We start from the raw sequence: 16,884 nt of genomic DNA, 5'->3' as shown, positions 1-16,884 counted from the left end.
TGTTCAGGGACATGTCGCATGGGTCATGTAAAGGCGTTCGCCGGGCGCATCGGCAGGGCGTGCGCCGCCGTGCGCATGTCTCTGAGGACATGTCGCTCGGGTCAGAATGTGATGCCGACGTCGAAGATGAAGCGGCCGTTGCGGTCGTCGATCGGCTTGACGTTGCCGGGGGCGATCGAGTTGGGCAGCAGGATCGCGTAGCCGAGGGCGAGGGTGACGAGCTTGATGTCCCACTTGATGAAGTTGATGCCGACGCTGCGGCGGAAGTCGCGGGCGAGCTGCACTTGCGACCAGCGCTGGGTCAGGATCCCGAGGTCGAAGAACAGCGAGTGGTGGATCTTGCCGCCGAGGAAGTCGTTCAGCGAGGTGACCTGGAGGGCGATGCTGGCGAGGGCGCGGATGTGGCCGCCCTGGGCGGTGTAGTGGAGGCGCTTGAAGCCGTCGCCGGTGTCGATCTCCTCGATGTCGACGAGCATCGTCTCGGGGAAGATGCCGCGCAGACCGAGGTCGGCCGTGCCGCCGCCCCAGTAGCGCCAGATCTCCGGCACGCCGGCCGCCCCGGAGCCGCCCGGCAGGTTCGGCAGCGGGATCGCGTGGCCGTAGCGCAGGGCGTAGCGGAAGTTGAGGCGGTTACCGGTCCGCGGGATCGGGATGAAGTGCTGGAAGGCGAGGTCGGTGCGGATGAACCAGTCCTGGCCGCCGAAGTAGGGCGAGGCGAAGCGCAGGTCGCCCTGGATGATGATGCCCTTCTCCGGGTTCGAGGGGTTCTCGGTGTTGTTGTAGGTGAAGCCGGCAGTCAGCGCGCCGGTGCGGTCGGAGACGATGGCGTCGCGGCGGTTGACGACGTTGGGCTGGCCGAGCTCGGTCTCGGGGGTGAAGGCCGGCTTGGCGACGTCCTGCGAGATGTTGCTCTTCTGGATCAGGTAGCCGACGTAGAGCTGGAGCGCGCGGCTGCGGCTGTAGCTGAGGGTGATGTTGCCGACGGCGAGCTCGATCGGGCCGCGCGCCGGGGTGACGCGGCGCTGGTACTGGCCGTTGATCTCGAGCGTCAGCGGGGTGGCGAAGATCCGCGGGCGGGCCAGGCGGCCGCGGACGCTGCGCTCGTAGCAGGGCTGGCCGGCGCAGTCGCCGAGGAACGGCACGTTGGAGGAGAACCGCTGGGTGTTGAAGCCGTAGTGGCCGAGGACGTCGAGGTCCCAGGCGGTGCCGAACAGGTTGGGGAAGATCGGGTGGAGGAACACGTAGAACGGGTCGAGCGTGGCCAGGCCGACGCCGCCCTGCAGCTTGACCGAGACGTCCTTCGACTCGCGCATCTCGAGCACCTGGTGGACGGTGCAGCGCTCCTTGGGGTCGTCCTCGAGGTCGCAGCCGGTCGGGTAGGCGGTGAGCTCGGTGCTCTCGGCGACGTCGAGGCCGTCGACGTTGGCCCGCGACTCGTCGGCCCGCGCCCGCGAGTACACGCCGCCCGGCTTGTGGGCGAACTGGCGCCGCAAGATCCAGTTGTGGGTCTTGAAGTTGCCGCGGATGACGGTGTCGCCGAACACGCCCGGGCGGCCCTCGTAGACGCTGATCTCGGTGTCGACCTCGACCGCGCTGCCGCTGGCGTAGGCCTGGCACAGACCGATCTCGGGGTCGATGAGGCGCCTGGCGTTCGGGACAGGTTTGACCTCCTTGGTGCGCGGGTCGGTGTACAGCCAGCGCAGCTCGGCGTCGGCGACCGGGAAGCCGTCGTTGCGGTAGTTGTCGACGATGCCCTGCTCGGCGTCGCGGTCGAGCGAGGTGGTCAGCGGGATGTTGCCGGGGCGGTCGTCGCCCTTGTGGCGCAGGGAGGTGCCGCGCAGCATGCGGGTGGCGCCCCACTCGCCGCGCTCGTGGTGCGGCTGGCCCTCGACCTCGCGGTCGCCGGGGACCGGGCCGTCGAGGTAGCGGACGACCTCGGGCTTGCGCGAGGTGAACACGCGCGGGCCCGGCTCGACGGTGACGCGCACGTAGAGCTCGGCGCGCGACTGCTTGCGCAGCGCCTCGAGGCCGCGTGCGTCGAGGTCGCGGACGGCCCAGGCGGGGAAGGAGTCGCGGCGCAGGATGGTCTCGACGTCGACGTCGGCGTACTCGCCCTTCTTGTCGAGGCCGTCGGGCCAGAAGGCGACGCGCACGCCGGCCTGGGCGCACAGGTAGCCGGCCTCGGCGAACTTGGCGAGGAGGGCCGAGAGGTGGTCGACGACGGCGGCCTCGGTGAAGGTGCCGGGGGCCCGCAGGACGCGCTCGTCGGCGAAGTCGCGCTCGAGCCGCTCGCGCACGCCGCGAGGGACGCCGCGGCCGACCACGAGGTCGAGCTTCTTCATGCGCACGACCGGGCCCTCCTTGATCTGGAAGGTGAGGGCGCCGGGGGCGTTGCCGTAGTCGTCGAAGCGGCCGTCGACCTGGGCCAGGAGGAAGCCCTTGCTCTGGTAGAAGGAGCGCAGGTTGGCGGCCTCGCGGTGGGCCGTCTGCTCGCTCGGGGCCTCGCGGCGGGAGAACAGCTGCAGCTCGTTGCGCAGGCGCTGCTCGGAGTAGCTGCGGCGGCCGATGAAGGCCGTCTTGACGCCGGGGCCGAGGTCGACGTTGACGGTGAGCGGGAGCCTGCCGGTCTTCGGGATGTCCTCGGGCTTGAGGTCGTCGTAGCTGGTCTCGACGCGGACCTGCGGGTAGGGCAGGGCGAGCCGCGAGGTCGCGGTGCGGCGGATGAGGGCGTCGCGCGGCTCGGCGAACTGCCGCTCGACGCGCTCGCGGCTCTCCTCGACGCGCTCGCGGGTGATCCGCGCCGGGAACGGGGTCGCCTTGACGCGCGGCCAGAAGGCGCGCCGGATCCACCCCTTGTCGTCCTCGGAGACCTTGCCGACGACCTTCACCTGGCGCATCGGCACGCGGAACGCGGGGCCCTTCTCGAGGAACACCCACAGGTCGACCTCGTCGCTGGCGCGCCCGCAGGTGAGCCCGAGCGAGGCGTTGCCGCGCAGGTAGCCCTTGTCGTAGAGGTAGCGCTTGAGGCGGTCGACCTCGTCGGCCTCCCACTTGGTGCAGGCGGCGTCGCCGGGCTCGCACACCTGCGGCCGCTCCTTGCGCAGCTTCTTCGGCGAGACGCACACGCCGCGGGACAGCGAGCCGGGGCGCGAGTTGATGCTGAGCTCGCGCTGGACCTCGGTCTTCGACAGCGGCAGGTGGCCGCGGATCCGCACGCGGCGGATGCTCTGGCCCGGCTCGACGCGGATCGTCAGCAGGTTGGCCCCGTCGGGCTCGAACTGGGCGCGGTAGCCGAGCTGCTGCAGCTGGGCCGAGATCGCGGCCGGGATCAGGTAGCCGGTGCCGAGGTTGAGGATCTTGCGCAGGCGGACGCCGTCGTCGCCGGGCAGGAACTTGTCGCCGACGACGCGGGCGCGCTCGATGCGGGCGAACACGACGCCGGGGTCCTCGCCCTCGAGCACGGGGCGCACGCTGAGCTCGACCTCGCCGGCGGCCTTGGGCTCGAGGGCGATGATGTAGCCGCCCTCCTCGGCGGTGAGCTCGAGCTGGTAGTAGAGGAGGGCGTAGTCCTTGCCGCTGAGGCTGACGACGCAGGCGGTGCCGCGCAGGGTGGTGCCGCGCTCGCGGTCGCCGACCTGGAAGCCGGCGCGGTCGCGCAGGCTGTCGAGGGCGCGGTCGATGAGGCCGAACGGGTCGGCGCCGGCGTCGAGGCGGGCGCAGGTCGGGCCGCTGGTGACGACGCTCGGGGGCGGGACCTCGGGGGCCTCTTGGGTGGTGGTCGGGGCGGCCAGCTCGCTGCCCTCGACCGGCGGCTCGGTCGGCTCGGCGTCCGCGGCCGGCACGTCGGTGATGCCGGCGGGCGCGGGCGGCGGGGCCGGCTGGTCGGGCTTCGCCGGCGGCTTGAGGCTCGGCTCGGAGGGCTTGCCGACCGGGGTCTGGATGTCCGTGGGGGCAGGTTCTTCGGGACCTGGCTCTTGGGCGCTGTCCCCAGGGGCAGGTGCTTTGGGACCTGGCGCAGGAGTACTGGCCTTCGGGGCAGGTTGTGCGGGGATCGGCGCTTGCGAGCCGGGCGGCGGCCCCGGAGGGGCGGCAGCCCACGCCGGCGCGGCGCTCGCCCACACGAGCGCGAGGACGGCGAGCAGTCGCGCGGCGCGGCGCTCAGCGCAGGCTGGGAAGCTGGTATTCAAGGCGCAGCTCGAGCGAACGCTGGCGGAGAGGGTCGAAGATGATGCGCTCGTTGAAGTAAGAGCGGCGGTTGTCGCGGAACTCGAGGACGGCGGAGTCGAGCAGGCGGAAGCGGACGCGCCAGTCGTAGCTGTTGCGCAGGAGCAGGCCGGGGTAGCCGCGGGTGTAGCCGGCGCCGATGGTCAGGTTGCCCCAGTCGGTGCGGAACCACGGGCGCGGGGTCTCGGCGTTGACCTCGACGCCGAGCTGGCCGAGCTGGGCGCCGACCTGCGGCAGGTAGGGGGCGAGGCGCGGGACCGACTTCTCGACGTAGCGGTTGAGGTTGATCTCGGTGAGGTTGCCGACCAGGCCGAGCGGGCGGCCGAGCAGGCCGCCGGAGCCGTAGCGGCGCACGTTGGCGTCGGCGACCTCGCGGTTGCCGCTGCCGAGGATCGCGTAGTCGACGCACTCGCGCTGGGTCCGGCTGCGCGCGCGCGTGTCGCCGAGGACGCTGCAGCGGAAGGTGATCGCGTCGAGGGTGCCGCCGAGGATCAGCGACATCTGCCGCGGCTGGTTGTCGATGTAGACCGGCTCCTGCCGCTGGGCGCGGACGTCGACCTTGCTCGACGACAGGTTGTTCTCGAGCAGGACGCGGCCGAAGGTGATGTCGTAGGCGCCGTTGAGGAGCGCCACGTCGAGCACGCCGGCGGTGACGTCGACGCGGCCCGACATCTCGAGGTCGGCGATCGTGCCGCCGATCGCCAGCGAGACCTGACCCTCGACGCCCTTCATGATGTTGTTGTCGACCCGGAAGGGCGTGGTCGTGCGGAGCCGGAGGTCGAGGTTCATGTCGCGCAGGATCTCGGGCGGCGGGGCCGACGGCGCCGGGGACGGATCGGCGAAGGATAGCACCTTGACGCCCTGCTGGGCGTCGCGCACCCAGCGGCCGCGGGCCACCTGCACGTCGCCGCGCAGCGTCTGCACGTCGCGCCCCTCGAGGACGATGCTCTCGCCCGAGATCGCGGCGTACAGCTGCGGCCGGCCCGAGTTGTCGAACATCTTGTACTGCACGTCTTCGACGTCGACGCGCAGGCTGCTGCTCTCGAAGCGCGAGAAGTCGGGCGCGAGCACGACGTTGCCCCACGACACGAGCGAGCCGCGATCGCCGACGCGGGCCCGCAGGTGGCCCTCGGGCGGGGTGAGCTCGTCGATCGAGGCCGAGCGGCCGCCGACGAACACGCCGAAGCCGTCCTTGCTGGCCGGGCACGGGTCGGACTCGCTGCAGCGCTGGATCTCGATGACGCCCTGATCGACGTCGATCGCCTCGAGGCCGAGGCCGTCGAGCTCGACCATCAGCCCGCCGGGTGCGGGCGTGACCCGGGCGCGCACGGTCTTGAGATCGAGGGAGTCCCCCAGGCGACCGGCGACGTGCGCGTCGGCGATCTGGAGGCCGCCCGAGCTGGAGGCGAAGGTGTCGGGCAGGAACTCGCGGAACAGGCGGCCGTCGAGGCGGCCGCGCGCGGCGGCGGAGAAGCTGCCGCCGCACTCGCCGCCGAGCACGTAGAAGGTGCGGTGACCGTTGAGGTCGCCGAACTGGACGTTCTGGCCGCGCACCGACAGCTCGCCGGACGCGAGCAGGGCGTCCTGGGCCCACTGCAGCGACAGCTTGGGCACGGCGAAGGTGGTGCCCGCGGCCTTGGCGGTGACGGGCTGGCGCGGGTCGGGGACGCTGAAGCTGCCGGTGATGATCGGGTCGCCGACGTGGCCGTCGAGCTTGACGTCGAGGCCGATCTTGCCGGCGATGCCGGACACGGCGGTGCCGGCGAGGAAGGGGTGGAGGCCGGCGAGGTCGAGCTCGCCGGCCACGCGCGCGCTGGCGCCGGTGGGCGGGGGCGTGCGCGCGGCGGTGGGCGGCTCGCTGCAGTCGCGGGTGGTGTCCTTGACCGGCGCCTCGGGCGAGCCCGACAGCTCGAAGTCGCCGGAGACGGTGAGGGTCTTGCCGGTGGTGCTGCCGCCGGAGCGCAGCTCCCAGCCGTCGCGCAGGCTGAGGCGCGTGCCCTGCAGGGTGGCGACCAGGCGGTTGGCGGTGCACAGCGAGTCGGAGTCGCGGCAGGGGTCGCCGGGCTGGTTGCTGCCGGCGCCGACGCCCGAGCTCGGGGCCCGACCGGTGGCCCACAGGCGATCGAGCTCGACGAGGATCTGGAGCGCGCGGTCGCCCTGGCCGTCGCCCCACAGGCAGGAGGTGATCATCGGCTGTCCCGGAGGACAGGTTCGCGCGCTGATCGTGAGACCCTCGGCCTGGCCGTGCAGGCCCTCGCCGGGCTCGATGCCGGCGGCGCCGAGCAGGTTGCGCAGCGGGAGGTTGGCGAAGTGGACCGCGAGGTCGGCGGCGTACGACGGGCTCTTGCTGCCGCGCGGCTTCTCGCCGATGGCGACGACGGCGTCGACGTCCCACTCGTACGGGGCGCGCCGCCTTCGGCCGCCGTCGTCGCCGAAGCGACCCTTGACGACGATCTCGCGCCGCGCGGCCAGGCCGTCGCCGGCGGGGCGGTCGTTGCTGTCGAGCTGCAGCTCGCCCGAGCCGAGCGGGATGCCGACGGCGTTGATGGCGGTCAGCTCGACGGTGCCGTGGATGCTCGGGCGCGACAGGGTGCCGGTGATCTCGAGGTCGGTGCCGCGATCGATCTGCGCCCCGGCCGGCAGATCGGTGAAGCCGGCGATCGCGGCGAAGGTGCTGATCGGCAGGCGGCGGCCGGTGATCCGCAGGTCGAGCTGCGGGTCGCTGTCGAAGCTGACCGAGCCCTTGCCGCTGAGGTCGCCGACCGGGATGCTGAGGTCGGGCGCGGCCGAGGGGCTGGGGCGCCGGTGCTGGCGGGCGACGAACTCGTCGATGCTGACGCCGTCGCGGGTGAGGCTGAAGCGGGTCTCGGTGTCGCGCAGCTGGCCGTGGCCGACCTTGAGCTCGGGCACCGACACCGCGCCGCGGGCCTGGAACTTCGACAGCGGGACCGGCCGCTTGGCGTCGTCGCCGATCTCGAGCCGGACGTCGCCCTTGCCGCCGATGCTGTCGCCGCCGATCCGGTCGAGCTCGACGCCGGTGAGGTCGATGGTGGCGCGCAGGGTCGGATCGCTGCTGACGCCCTTGCCGTCGAACAGGCCGACGTCGACGTCGAGCACGCCGGCGCCGCCGAGCACCGTGGCCCGCTGGCTCTTGAGGCTGAGCACGCCGTCGTGCAGGCCGAGCGAGACGTCGCGGATGTTCTGCACCGCGAACTGGCCCTGGCCGACGTCCGACAGCTGCAGCGAGCCGTTGCGGCCGCTCGGGCGCCCGAGCGGGCCGTAGACGGTGAGGCCGGCCTGCAGCCGCTCGACGAACGGGCTCTGGCCGATGCTGGCGAAGAAGGCCTTGCCGTCGCTGATCTTGAGCTTGATGTCGGTCGGCTTGAGGGTGGCGAACTTGGCGTCGAGGCCGCCGTCGACGCTGAGGGTGGCGCCGTCGACGGTGACGAGCAGGTCGGCGAGGTCGAGGCCGTCGTCGCGGTCGAGGACGACGCCGCCGTCGAGGCGGATCCGCCGCGGCAGGCCGTCGTTGCCGCGCCGGCGCTCGATCTTGAGGCCGCCGATCTCGAGGACGATGCGATCGAGCGGCGACTTCTCCTCGGGCGGCGCGGCGGCCTCGGCGGCGCCCGCCAGGACGTCGGCGACCGGCTCGGCGGCGGCGCCCCGCGTCTTCGGCCGCGTCTTGCCGGTCTTCTTCGCCGGCGGTGACTCGGGGGCCAGGGCGTAGGTGACGTCGGCCGGGGTGTCCGAAGGGACAGGTCCCTCCTCGCTGGTCGTCGGCGCGGGGGCGCCGAGGTCGAGCGCGAACTCGCGGACGTCGAGCTTGCCCGAGGCGGTGCCGGCGAGCATGGCCCGGGTGCCGCCGGCGGCCACGAGCTCGCCCGGGTCGATGTCCTGCAGCTGGGTCTGCGCGGCCAGCAGCATGCGCCGCTCGGGGCCGACGCCGAGGACGAGGTGGTTTCTGGCCTCGTGCTCGCGCAGGTGGACCCTGCCCCCGAGGACATGTCCTTCGAAGCGGGCGATGTCGAGGATCCACCGCTCCTCGCCGGCCGGGATGTACTGCGACCAGGTGTCGGGGACTGGGTCGCGGGCGAGGGTGGCGTCGATGGCGGCGTCCTTGATCGCCCAGTCGACGTTCGGGTCGGTGAAGAAGTTGAGGCCCACCCCGGAGGCGGCGAGGCCGATCCGGATGTCGTTGAAGGGGCCGCGGAAGGCCAGCTGCGCCGGCGCGCCGAAGGCGTCGATCATCGGGTCGGCGAGGCCGTGCACGCGGGTGATCAGGCGACCGATCGGGCCGGCGTCGGCGAACAGGGCGATGACGTCGACGCTGCGCTTGCCGGTGGTGAAGATGTCGCGCAACCAGCCGCGCAGGATGCCGTGCGAGCCGCCGATCTCGCCCTCCGCGCGGATCCGGATGTCGCCCAGCGGGCCGTCGCCGCCGGACGCGAACTCCTCGAGCTTGAGGTTCTCGATCGGCAGCTCGTAGCCGAGCGCGGTGATCCGGGCGATGCCGGTGGTGGCCAGAGCGTTGAGGTCGAACTGCAGCGGCTTCTTGAGCGGCGGCGGCTTCTTGGGATGAAGCCCCTCGAACACCAGGACTGCGCCGACATCCTTGAGCGCGAGCTCGGTCTGCCAGCCGGTCTGGCCGCGGAAGTCGAGGTCGAGCGCGAGGTCGGCGAGGTCGGTGTGGTCGATGCGGATGCTCAGCGCGCGGGTGCTGAGCTCCGGGTAAGGGCCCACGCCGGGTGAGAAGGCCTCGACGAGGTCGACGATCCAGGCCTCGGTGCCGTCGGCGTAGCGGGTCTTGACCTCGGACACGTTGAGCCGCATCGGCGCGTCGGTCCAGATGTCGGTGAAGTGCAGGACCCACGGGACCTCGAGCACCGCCGGCACGAGGAAGCGGTTCCACGGGATGATCTCGTGCAGGATCAGCTCGGCGTCGACCGGGCCGTCGCACTCGGCGATGAGGCTGTCGGGATCGGCCTTGTCCTGCTTCATGTAGCCGGCCCACAGCTTGATGCCGGTGACCGTGGCGTGGTGCGGCTGGCCGGTGATGAGGTCGATGATGAGGTCGGGCCCCCAGTGGACGCTGCCGAGCTCGAGCCGGCCGTTGACCTGCTTGTCGATGACGACGGTCAGGATCCGGCCGAGAGTGGCGTCGTTGACGAAGAAGTAGGCGACGACGTAGACGACGCTGAAGAAGCCGAGGAAGCCGAGGACGAACGAGATCGGCAGCTTGATCAGGAGGAACCGCAGCAGCGGGTTCTGCCGCCGGAGCGGCTGCGGCGAGGCGGCGAAGCGCAGGATCTGGGGGTGCAGCGCGCCGATCTCGTCGGGGTGCGCGAGCGCGTGGAAGACGAGGGCCTCGCGCAGCTGGCCGAAGCCGTGGTGCAGCCGCGGATCGACGTCGGGCCCGGGGATGTCGCCGTCGACCCGCCCAAGGACGTGAGCGCGGACCCGCGGCTCGACGTCGTCGTCGACCGCCTCGAGCGCCTTCTCGACGATCGGCGGCAGCTCGGCCCGCAGCGGCCGCGGTCGGGCGACGGGGATCCGGTAGGTGAGCCGCAAGGACCGCTCGACGGCCTCTTCCCGCACCCGCCGCCGCAATTGCTTGCGCAGGTAACTGCGCGCCCCGCGCAGATCGTCGGGGGCGATCCGCCCGACGAGGCGCTGGCGCTGGAGATCTTGATAGGCGTCGAGCAGGAGGGCGAGGCTCGGTCCGCCAGGGAAGAGGTGCCGGAAACGCCGGGCGTTGCACAGCCGTTCGAGGCGCACCCGCCCGTCAGCGAGGAGATCGGCCTCCCGCTGCCATGCGCTGCCCGTTCCCCCGGCCCTGGCCACGTTTCAGGGCTCTAGCCTATCATCCGCAGCCCCACCAGGTCCGGAGGACGGCGCAGAAGTTGAGCCCCCGGACGACGCGGGCGGACGGCCCCAGGCCGGATGATGGAGCCGGACGAGCTCCTGGGCCGCAGGGAGCGCGACCTGACACGCGAGCCGGCGCGAGCCCGTGAAGCCGAATCGCGCCTCGAGGGGGGTCGGCCGCGGCAGAGCCGCGAGCCCGAGCTCGACGTCGACGGCGCAGCTGCGACAGACTCCCTCGCCACGGCAGCTCTGACCGATCGGCAACCGGGCCGCGCGTATTGCGTCGAGCAGCGTGGGCGGCAGCTCGTCGTCGTCGGCGACGATGTCGGCCACGTCGAGGACGATCTGCCGCGCCGCGGTGAGGAACTCGATCGCCACGCCCGATCGAGTGTGGCCCAATCTCGCCGCGCGAGCGCTGCGAATTTCACGGCCGCGAGCGCGCGAGCGGGCTGCGCCGCGCGGTGCAAGCTGGCGCGAGCGTTGCGCGAGGCCGCGGCGCTTCGTCGCTGCGTCGCGTTCGGCGGCGTCGAGGCGTAAAAAAACGAAGGGCCCGTTCTTGCGAACGGGCCCTTCTTGAGTAGCGGGGACGGGATTTGAACCCATGACCTCCGGGTTATGAGCCCGGCGAGCTACCTGGCTGCTCCACCCCGCAGCGAGGGACTGACTTGTACTCCCGGCCCGAATGCGGGTCAACGAAATTCTGCAGGGCCCTGCACGATTCTCTCGGGGCGACGGAGCGACGAGGGCGCGGCGCGAGGCGCGACCGGGCGGGAGAGCGGGGTTCCGGCCGCGAGATCAGCGGATTTTCGCCGGATCGGGCGCGCGGGCGAGGTCGGCGAGGTCGACGCGGACGGGAGAGCGATCTCCCTGGCCCTCGGCGCGGTCCCAGAGGGTCGCCAGGACGGCCAGCGGCTGGTTCACGGCGTCCAGGCGCAGGACGCTCTCTCGCGGCGGCGGACCTGAAGTGAAGTTCAGTGGGCAGTGATCGACGCGCGGCGCGGGGTCGGCGACGGCGATCGGCAGGCCGTGCGAGCGGCAGATCATCGGCCGCTCGGCGTAGACGGCGCAGGCGCCGTCGACGAGCAGGGCGCAGTGGTGCTGGTGGGCCGGATCGTCGGCTTGCTCTCGGATCCTGTTGCGAAGGACAGGTGTCCGGACGGCCAGGTCGGCGAGCGCGCGGCGGATCGGCTCGGCCTCGGCGGCGTAGACGCCGAAGCGCTGGTGACAGCAGCTGTCGCAGCCCGCGCGACAGGCGAACGCATCCGGGGTGCGGGCCTGGGCCGCGGCGAAGTGGGCGTCGACGCGGCCGCGGAGCTGGACGAGGATGGCCGCGAGGGCAGGTCGGTCGGGGTCGCTCACGCAGGCGACGGGATACCAGACGCCGCGGGCTCAGGCGTCGGAATGCGTGCGTCTGGCCAGGGACGGTCCGGCGGGCCGATTTCCGCGCAGGACGGCGGTGATGGCGCGCTGGACGGCGACTGCGCGGTCCTCGTCGTCGGCGCCGAAGGTGCAACCGGCGACGTACGGGTGACCGCCGCCGCCGTGCGGCTCGAGCAGCGCGGCCATGCTGTGCTCGCGAGCGTCGCGCGGGAGCCAGGGGTTGTAGCCGGCGGTGAGCTTGATCCGGCGGTCGGGGCCGCGGGTGAGGGCGACGACGTAGCGGATCTTCGGGTGGTGATAGTAGGGGATGAATTTGTTGTAAGCCCGGACCGGCTGGTCGAGCAGGCTGTAATGAAGGACGTCGCCCTCGACCATCGCGGTCTCGCCGATCAGGCGGATGTCGTGGCGGTTCTGCTCGAGGCGCGGCTGCAGCAGCCGCTGGACGTAGCCGGCGACCGCGAGGTCGGCGAGGGAGCAGGTCAAGAGGTCGTGGATGAAGCGCTCGCCGAGCTCGCGGTCGTGGTTGTTCTCGACGAAGGTCATGAGCAGCAGCGCCGGTTCGGTCAGCTCGACCGGCATGCGCGGGTCGGGGAAGGCGGCGCTGTCGATGATCTCGGCCCAGCGGATCAGCTCCCCGTGGGCCGAGAGGTCGCAGGCGAACCGGTCGCGGAGGATCCGCGCCAGGTAGCCGGCGCAGCTGCTCGCGGTCGGGTCGTGGAACTTCTGGCCGCTGGTGTCGGCGAGGAAATGTTCGCGGTCGCCGGGCAGCTGGAAGGCGCTGGCGTGGTGGTCGAAGTACCAGGCGAGGCGCGGGTGCTGGCTGTAGCGGAAGTCGACGCTGGCCACCTCGTCGGCCTCGAAGTCCCCGGGATCGTAGGGGTCGCCGGGGCGGTGGTCCTTGGGGATCAGGCGGCAGGGTCGGGGACCGTGGCGCTGGCGGTCGAAGGCGGCGAACAGGGCGGCCGACGCGGCGCCGTCGAAGCACCAGCCGTGATGGAGGATATGAACCGCCATGCGGACGGTCCTTATACCGGGGGCGTCCGGCGCCGTCTCCAAAGCGGCTTTTAGTCGCGCTCGACCTGGCCCGGCTGGCGCGCGCTGAGCGTGAAGATCCCCTCGGGCAGCCGCCGCAACTCGGCCCCCTCGAAGGCGGGCGGGAGGTCCGCCGGGCCGTCGTCGTGGATCAGCAAGGACGCCTGGATCCGCGATTCGGGGTCGTGGGCCATGGTTCGGCGCGAACCGATGGGGGCGGGCGAGTCGACCAGGAGCAGGCGGCCGCCGCGGTGGATCACGCCGAGAGTGCGGCCGTCACAGACGAACAGGTTGAGCCGGGCGGGGTGGCCGAGGATCTCGTCGAGGCTGGCGAGGGCGCGGCGGATCTGGGCCGGACCGACGTACGGCTTGTTGAGGTCGCCGTTGGCGTGGAGGGCGGCGAGGAAGCCGAACACGACCAACTCGCGGTCGCCGGAGTGGCTGAGGGCCCGCTGCAGGAAGTCGGGCAAGCCGGCCTTGAGGCGCTGCCGAACGGCGTCGTCGCGGTCGTCGGCGGCCAGGGCGCCCTCGGCCCGCGCGCCCAGCCAGCGCTGGAAACGGGCCAGGCCGAGCCGCGGCACGGGGATGTCCTCTTGGCCATGTCCCGAAGGCGCGACGGCGTGGACGGCGAGGGTGGTCTGGCTCGGCGCGCGCAAGAAATCGGCGATGAAGTCGGCGCGCAGCTCGCGGACGACGGGGCGCGACTGTACGAGGGTCTCGCTGCCCTGCACGCCGCCGACGCTCCACGCCCGGACGAGCGTCGGGTCGACCGGCGGCCCGTCGTCGGCCGCGAAGCCGTGGCCTTCGCAGCAGCGCGACAGCACTCCGGTCAGCCAATTCGCCGCGACTCCACGACCGTCCGCATTGCCGTGCACAAGCGCAAACAGGGCTACGTTATCCACGTTCTGATCATAGCGAGGGGGGCGAGGGGCGACCAGTGCGAGGGCGATGTGTCCGCGTCACATCGGGACCACGAGCACATCGGCGAGCGCGGAGATGAATCGGCGCAGAGGCCGATCGGCGGCGCACGGGCGATCGTGCAGGGTTTTGCAGAGGTCGCCGCGGGGACTCTCGCAGCGTCGGCTCGGTCGCTGCCGGGGTGACGCGGGGCAAGGGCGAGATCGCCTGTCGTGGACGGGAAAAACACCCTGAATCGCCGCGAGAATGGGCCGGCGCGGCCCCGTATAGGCACGAATTCGCCTGCTGGGGCTGTTGGCGACGATTGCGCCGGAAAATCGCTCGGAAGTAGGTCTCAGTGTGAAAATGCTTGCCCGGGGGGTTGCCGCCGAACGCGGCTTGATCTCAGAATGTGCGCGCATGCGAGTTCCCACGGGCCGCCTCCGGATCGTCAGCACCCAACCCACCGAAGGGGCCGAGGTGCATGAGGGACCGCCGTCGCCGGGCCGTTACATCCGGGAAGCGCGACAGCGCCGGGGGATAAGCGTCGAGCAACTGGCGCTCGAGACCAAGATCCCTCGCCCCAGCCTCGAGGCCCTCGAAGAAGATCGGTTCAGCGCGTTGCCCGGTCCAGTGTTCGTACGCGGGTTCTTCCGCTGCTGCGCGCGCTCGTTGAGCCTTGATCCAGACACCGTCGCAGGGTTGCTCCACGACCACCTTCAGGCCCAGAAGGCCGGCGCGCAGCGGGCGACGCGTCGTCCGAGCGGACACCAGGCCAATCGCTCGTCCGCGCCGGTCCAGGCCGTCGGCGGGCCGCGCAAGCCGGCTCGCGCGGAGGGGGCGAAGTCGAAGCCGGCCACCGAGTCCGTCAATCGGCCCGCGGCGCTGGCGGCGGCCCCGGCGGCGGCTGCGGAGTCCAGCCCCAACGCGGCGTTGCAGGCGGTCTATCGCGTCGGCGCCCAGTCGCTCGACATGCTGCGCGCGCTCAACCGGATCCCGCAGAGCCGCACGCTGATGTGGATCGCGGTGTGCCTGGTGATCGCCGTGATCGCGGTGACTGCCTTCGCGCTGTCCGGCGGACAGGTGACCCCACCGCACTCCTGAAGCTCGGAGCTCGCGACTCCGGGCCCGAACTCCTCGAGCGCCCTCCTTCTTAAAGGAAGAAGAAGTAGAGGAAGACGAGGACGAGGCTCTGGGGGTCGCGCGAACTCCGGCACATGACGGTACAATCGACGTTGGGGGCTGCGGAGCGGTGTTTGGGCACGGATTGGCGCCTGCTCGCGGTCGGCCGCGTATAGTGGCGCCCGCATGACGCCGGCGCTCAACCAAAACGATCTGGCGCGCCTGGTCCACGCGGGTGATCCGCGGCGGGTCGCACGGGCGCTCGCGCGGCTCGATGCAGTGCAGGTCGCGGGGTATCTCGACAACTTCGAGCCGCACGAGCAGGACCTGGTGTTCCAGGCGCTGCCGGCGGAGCGGCGGCCGCAGGTGCTGGCGGCGATGCGCTACGAGGTGGCGGCGGAGCTGATCGGCCGGCGGGCGCCGGAAGAGGCGGCGGGGCTGCTCGGGGACCTGCAGGAAGATGACGCGGCCGACATCCTGGGTCGCGTCGACGAGGCCAGGCTGCGCGAGATCCTGGCCCACTACGACGTCGAGGACGCGCACGCGCTCGAGGAGCTGCTGGCGTACGGAGAGCGGACCGCCGGCGGCATCATGTCGCCCGACGTCTTCTCGATCCACCACGACGTTACGATCGCGGAAGCGACCCGGATGGTGCAGACCGCGGACGACCTGCCGCAGCACGTCCACTACCTCTATGTGGTCGACGAACATGATCGGCTGGTCGGGGTGATCGGGCTCCGGCAGCTGGTGCGCAGCAAGCCGGACATGCCGATCCACGCGGTCATGACGACCGAGTTGGTGTCGGTGACGGCGGAGACGGATCAGGAGAAAGTGGCGGAGCTGGCCAGCCGCTACGATCTGGTCGGCATCCCGGTGGTCGACGATCAGCGGCGGCTGCTCGGCGTGGTCACCATCGACGACATCCTCGATGTCGTCCGCGAAGAGGCGACCGAGGACATCCTGAAGATGGCGGGCGCCGGACAGATGCTCGTCGACACCCGCAACTTCGGGGCCAGCTTCCGCGCGCGCATGCCCTGGCTGCTGGCGGCCGCGGCCGGCGGGCTGCTGGTGGCGGCGTCGCTGCAGGGCTTCGAGGGGGCGCTGCAGGCGGTGCCGGCGCTGGCGCTGTTCATGCCGGTGGTGGCCGGCATGGGCGGCAACGTCGGCACCCAGAGCTCGACGATCGTCGTTCGCGGGCTCGCGGTCGGGTACGTCGAGACCAATCGCCTCGGCAGGCTGGTGCTCCGCGAGGTGGCGCTCGGCGCGACGCTCGGCGCGCTCTACGGGACCGGGATCGCGGTCGCGGCGCCGTTCCTCGGCGCGACCAGCAGCGACCCGGTCCACCTCGGCGCGGTCATCACCCTCGGGATGATGGGCAGCATGATGATCGCCGCCGCGGTCGGCACCAGCGTGCCCCTGCTCATGAACCGGCTCAACATCGACCCGGCGGTGGCCACGGGGCCGTTCGTGACCACGTCGGTCGACATCCTGGGCCTCCTCTTCTACTTCTGGTTGGCGACGGTGCTGCTCGGAATCACCGGCTGATCGAGGTGGTTGTCCTCCCGTCACCGCGCCATGCAGTCGCAGTCCACGCCCGCCGTCATCCTCCGCACGCGCCCGCTGGGTGAGGCGGACCTGATTGCGATCGTGCTTACGCCGGAGCAAGGCAAGCTCGAGACGGCGGCGGCGCGGGCCCGGAACTCGAAGAAGCGGTTCGCCGGCGGGCTGTCCCCGGGGATGCGCGGGGTGGCGGCGATCGCCCGCGGGCGCGGGGCGCTGCTCCGGCTCGAGAGCTTCGACGCGACCGCCGCTCACGCGCCGGTGGGCGCCGACCTGACGCGCTTCGCCTATGTGGCCTATCTGTGCGAGCTGACCGACGAATTGGTGCTCGCGCGGCACCCCGACCCGGAGCTGTTCGCGGCCCTGTGCCTGGCGCTCGAGCAGGTCATCGGCGGGGCGCCGCAGGCGCTGCACCTGCGCCAGTACGAGCTGGCGCTGCTGCGCTGCCTGGGTCTGTCGCCGGCGCTGACGTGCTGCTGCGTGTGCGGCTCGGAGGTCGGGGGCGACGAGAGCGCGGCGTTCGACGGGCCGCGCGGCGGGGTGCTGTGCCTGGAGCACGAGCGCGGGGCGCCGCGTCTGCCGACGAGCGCGTTGGCGGCGATCCAGCACCTCGAGGCCGGCGGCGATCCGGCGGCTCTGGCCGCGGCCCCCGCGTCGCTGCGCAGGGCGGTGCGGGACGCGATCCAGTCGATCGTCCGCTCACACCTGCGGCGTCCGCTGCACGCGCAGGCGTTCTTCGCCGCGCTGCCGCGCGACGCCGGCGCGGAGGGGGTGTAGGTGCCGCGCGGCTGTGTTAGGGTCCCGCCG

Annotated in this window: 9 protein-coding genes and 1 tRNA gene; 3 read left to right on the top strand and 7 right to left on the bottom strand. The window is 71.9% G+C overall.

Annotated features, from left to right (window positions below; translation table 11 throughout):
• Positions 1-101: 101 nt before the first annotated feature.
• The 7 genes from O0S08_RS27385 to O0S08_RS27355 form a co-directional block, all read right to left on the bottom strand.
• Positions 102-4,187, bottom strand: a complete 4,086-nt coding sequence (locus O0S08_RS27385) for a BamA/TamA family outer membrane protein (protein WP_269032251.1) — start codon at positions 4,185-4,187, stop codon at positions 102-104.
• A complete protein-coding gene (locus O0S08_RS27380) occupies positions 4,159-9,999 on the bottom strand; it encodes a translocation/assembly module TamB domain-containing protein (RefSeq protein WP_269032250.1) in 5,841 nt (1,946 codons plus the stop codon). Before O0S08_RS27380 ends, O0S08_RS27385 begins: the two co-directional genes overlap by 29 nt.
• 69 nt (positions 10,000-10,068) lie before the next feature.
• Positions 10,069-10,689 (bottom strand): 2Fe-2S iron-sulfur cluster binding domain-containing protein, encoded by a 621-nt coding sequence (locus tag O0S08_RS51320; RefSeq protein WP_371879499.1) that lies wholly within the window; start codon positions 10,687-10,689, stop codon positions 10,069-10,071.
• A tRNA-Met gene (locus O0S08_RS27370) sits at positions 10,665-10,738 on the bottom strand. The genes O0S08_RS51320 and O0S08_RS27370 overlap by 25 nt, the downstream gene beginning before the upstream one ends.
• Positions 10,739-10,881: 143 nt before the next feature.
• Positions 10,882-11,445, bottom strand: coding sequence for a YkgJ family cysteine cluster protein (locus O0S08_RS27365; RefSeq protein ID WP_269032248.1), 564 nt, complete (start codon positions 11,443-11,445; stop codon positions 10,882-10,884).
• Positions 11,446-11,475: 30 nt separating this feature from the next.
• Positions 11,476-12,480: a hypothetical protein gene (locus tag O0S08_RS27360; protein ID WP_269032247.1), complete on the bottom strand. Its 1,005-nt coding sequence runs from the start codon at positions 12,478-12,480 to the stop codon at positions 11,476-11,478.
• Between the two features lie 50 nt (positions 12,481-12,530).
• Positions 12,531-13,400 (bottom strand): hypothetical protein, encoded by an 870-nt coding sequence (locus O0S08_RS27355; protein WP_269032246.1) that lies wholly within the window; start codon positions 13,398-13,400, stop codon positions 12,531-12,533.
• A gap of 310 nt (positions 13,401-13,710) precedes the next feature.
• Between O0S08_RS27355 and O0S08_RS27350 the strand changes: the two genes are divergently transcribed.
• The 3 genes from O0S08_RS27350 (at position 13,711) to recO (ending at position 16,854) form a co-directional block, all read left to right on the top strand.
• Positions 13,711-14,499 (top strand): helix-turn-helix domain-containing protein, encoded by a 789-nt coding sequence (locus O0S08_RS27350; protein WP_269032245.1) that lies wholly within the window; start codon positions 13,711-13,713, stop codon positions 14,497-14,499.
• A 204-nt stretch (positions 14,500-14,703) separates the two neighbouring features.
• Positions 14,704-16,062: a magnesium transporter gene (mgtE, locus tag O0S08_RS27345; protein WP_269032244.1), complete on the top strand. Its 1,359-nt coding sequence runs from the start codon at positions 14,704-14,706 to the stop codon at positions 16,060-16,062.
• A gap of 30 nt (positions 16,063-16,092) precedes the next feature.
• Positions 16,093-16,854, top strand: coding sequence for a DNA repair protein RecO (gene recO, locus O0S08_RS27340; RefSeq protein ID WP_269032243.1), 762 nt, complete (start codon positions 16,093-16,095; stop codon positions 16,852-16,854).
• The last annotated feature ends 30 nt before the right edge of the window (positions 16,855-16,884 follow it).

The organism is Nannocystis punicea, from assembly GCF_026965555.1.
Taxonomy (GTDB): Bacteria; Myxococcota_A; Polyangia; order Nannocystales; family Nannocystaceae; genus Nannocystis; species Nannocystis punicea.
Note: the sequence above shows the minus strand (reverse complement) of the source record. Positions and strands in the feature narration are given on the sequence as shown.

What these genes read in the sequence shown, in the direction of transcription:
- O0S08_RS27360 (WP_269032247.1), bottom strand. Translation starts at nt 12,480, where the DNA reads ATGGCGGTTCATATCCTCCATCACGGCTGGTGCTTCGACGGCGCCGCG.
- recO (WP_269032243.1), top strand. Translation starts at nt 16,093, where the DNA reads ATGCAGTCGCAGTCCACGCCCGCCGTCATCCTCCGCACGCGCCCGCTG.
- O0S08_RS51320 (WP_371879499.1), bottom strand. Translation starts at nt 10,689, where the DNA reads ATGGGTTCAAATCCCGTCCCCGCTACTCAAGAAGGGCCCGTTCGCAAG.
- mgtE (WP_269032244.1), top strand. Translation starts at nt 14,704, where the DNA reads ATGACGCCGGCGCTCAACCAAAACGATCTGGCGCGCCTGGTCCACGCG.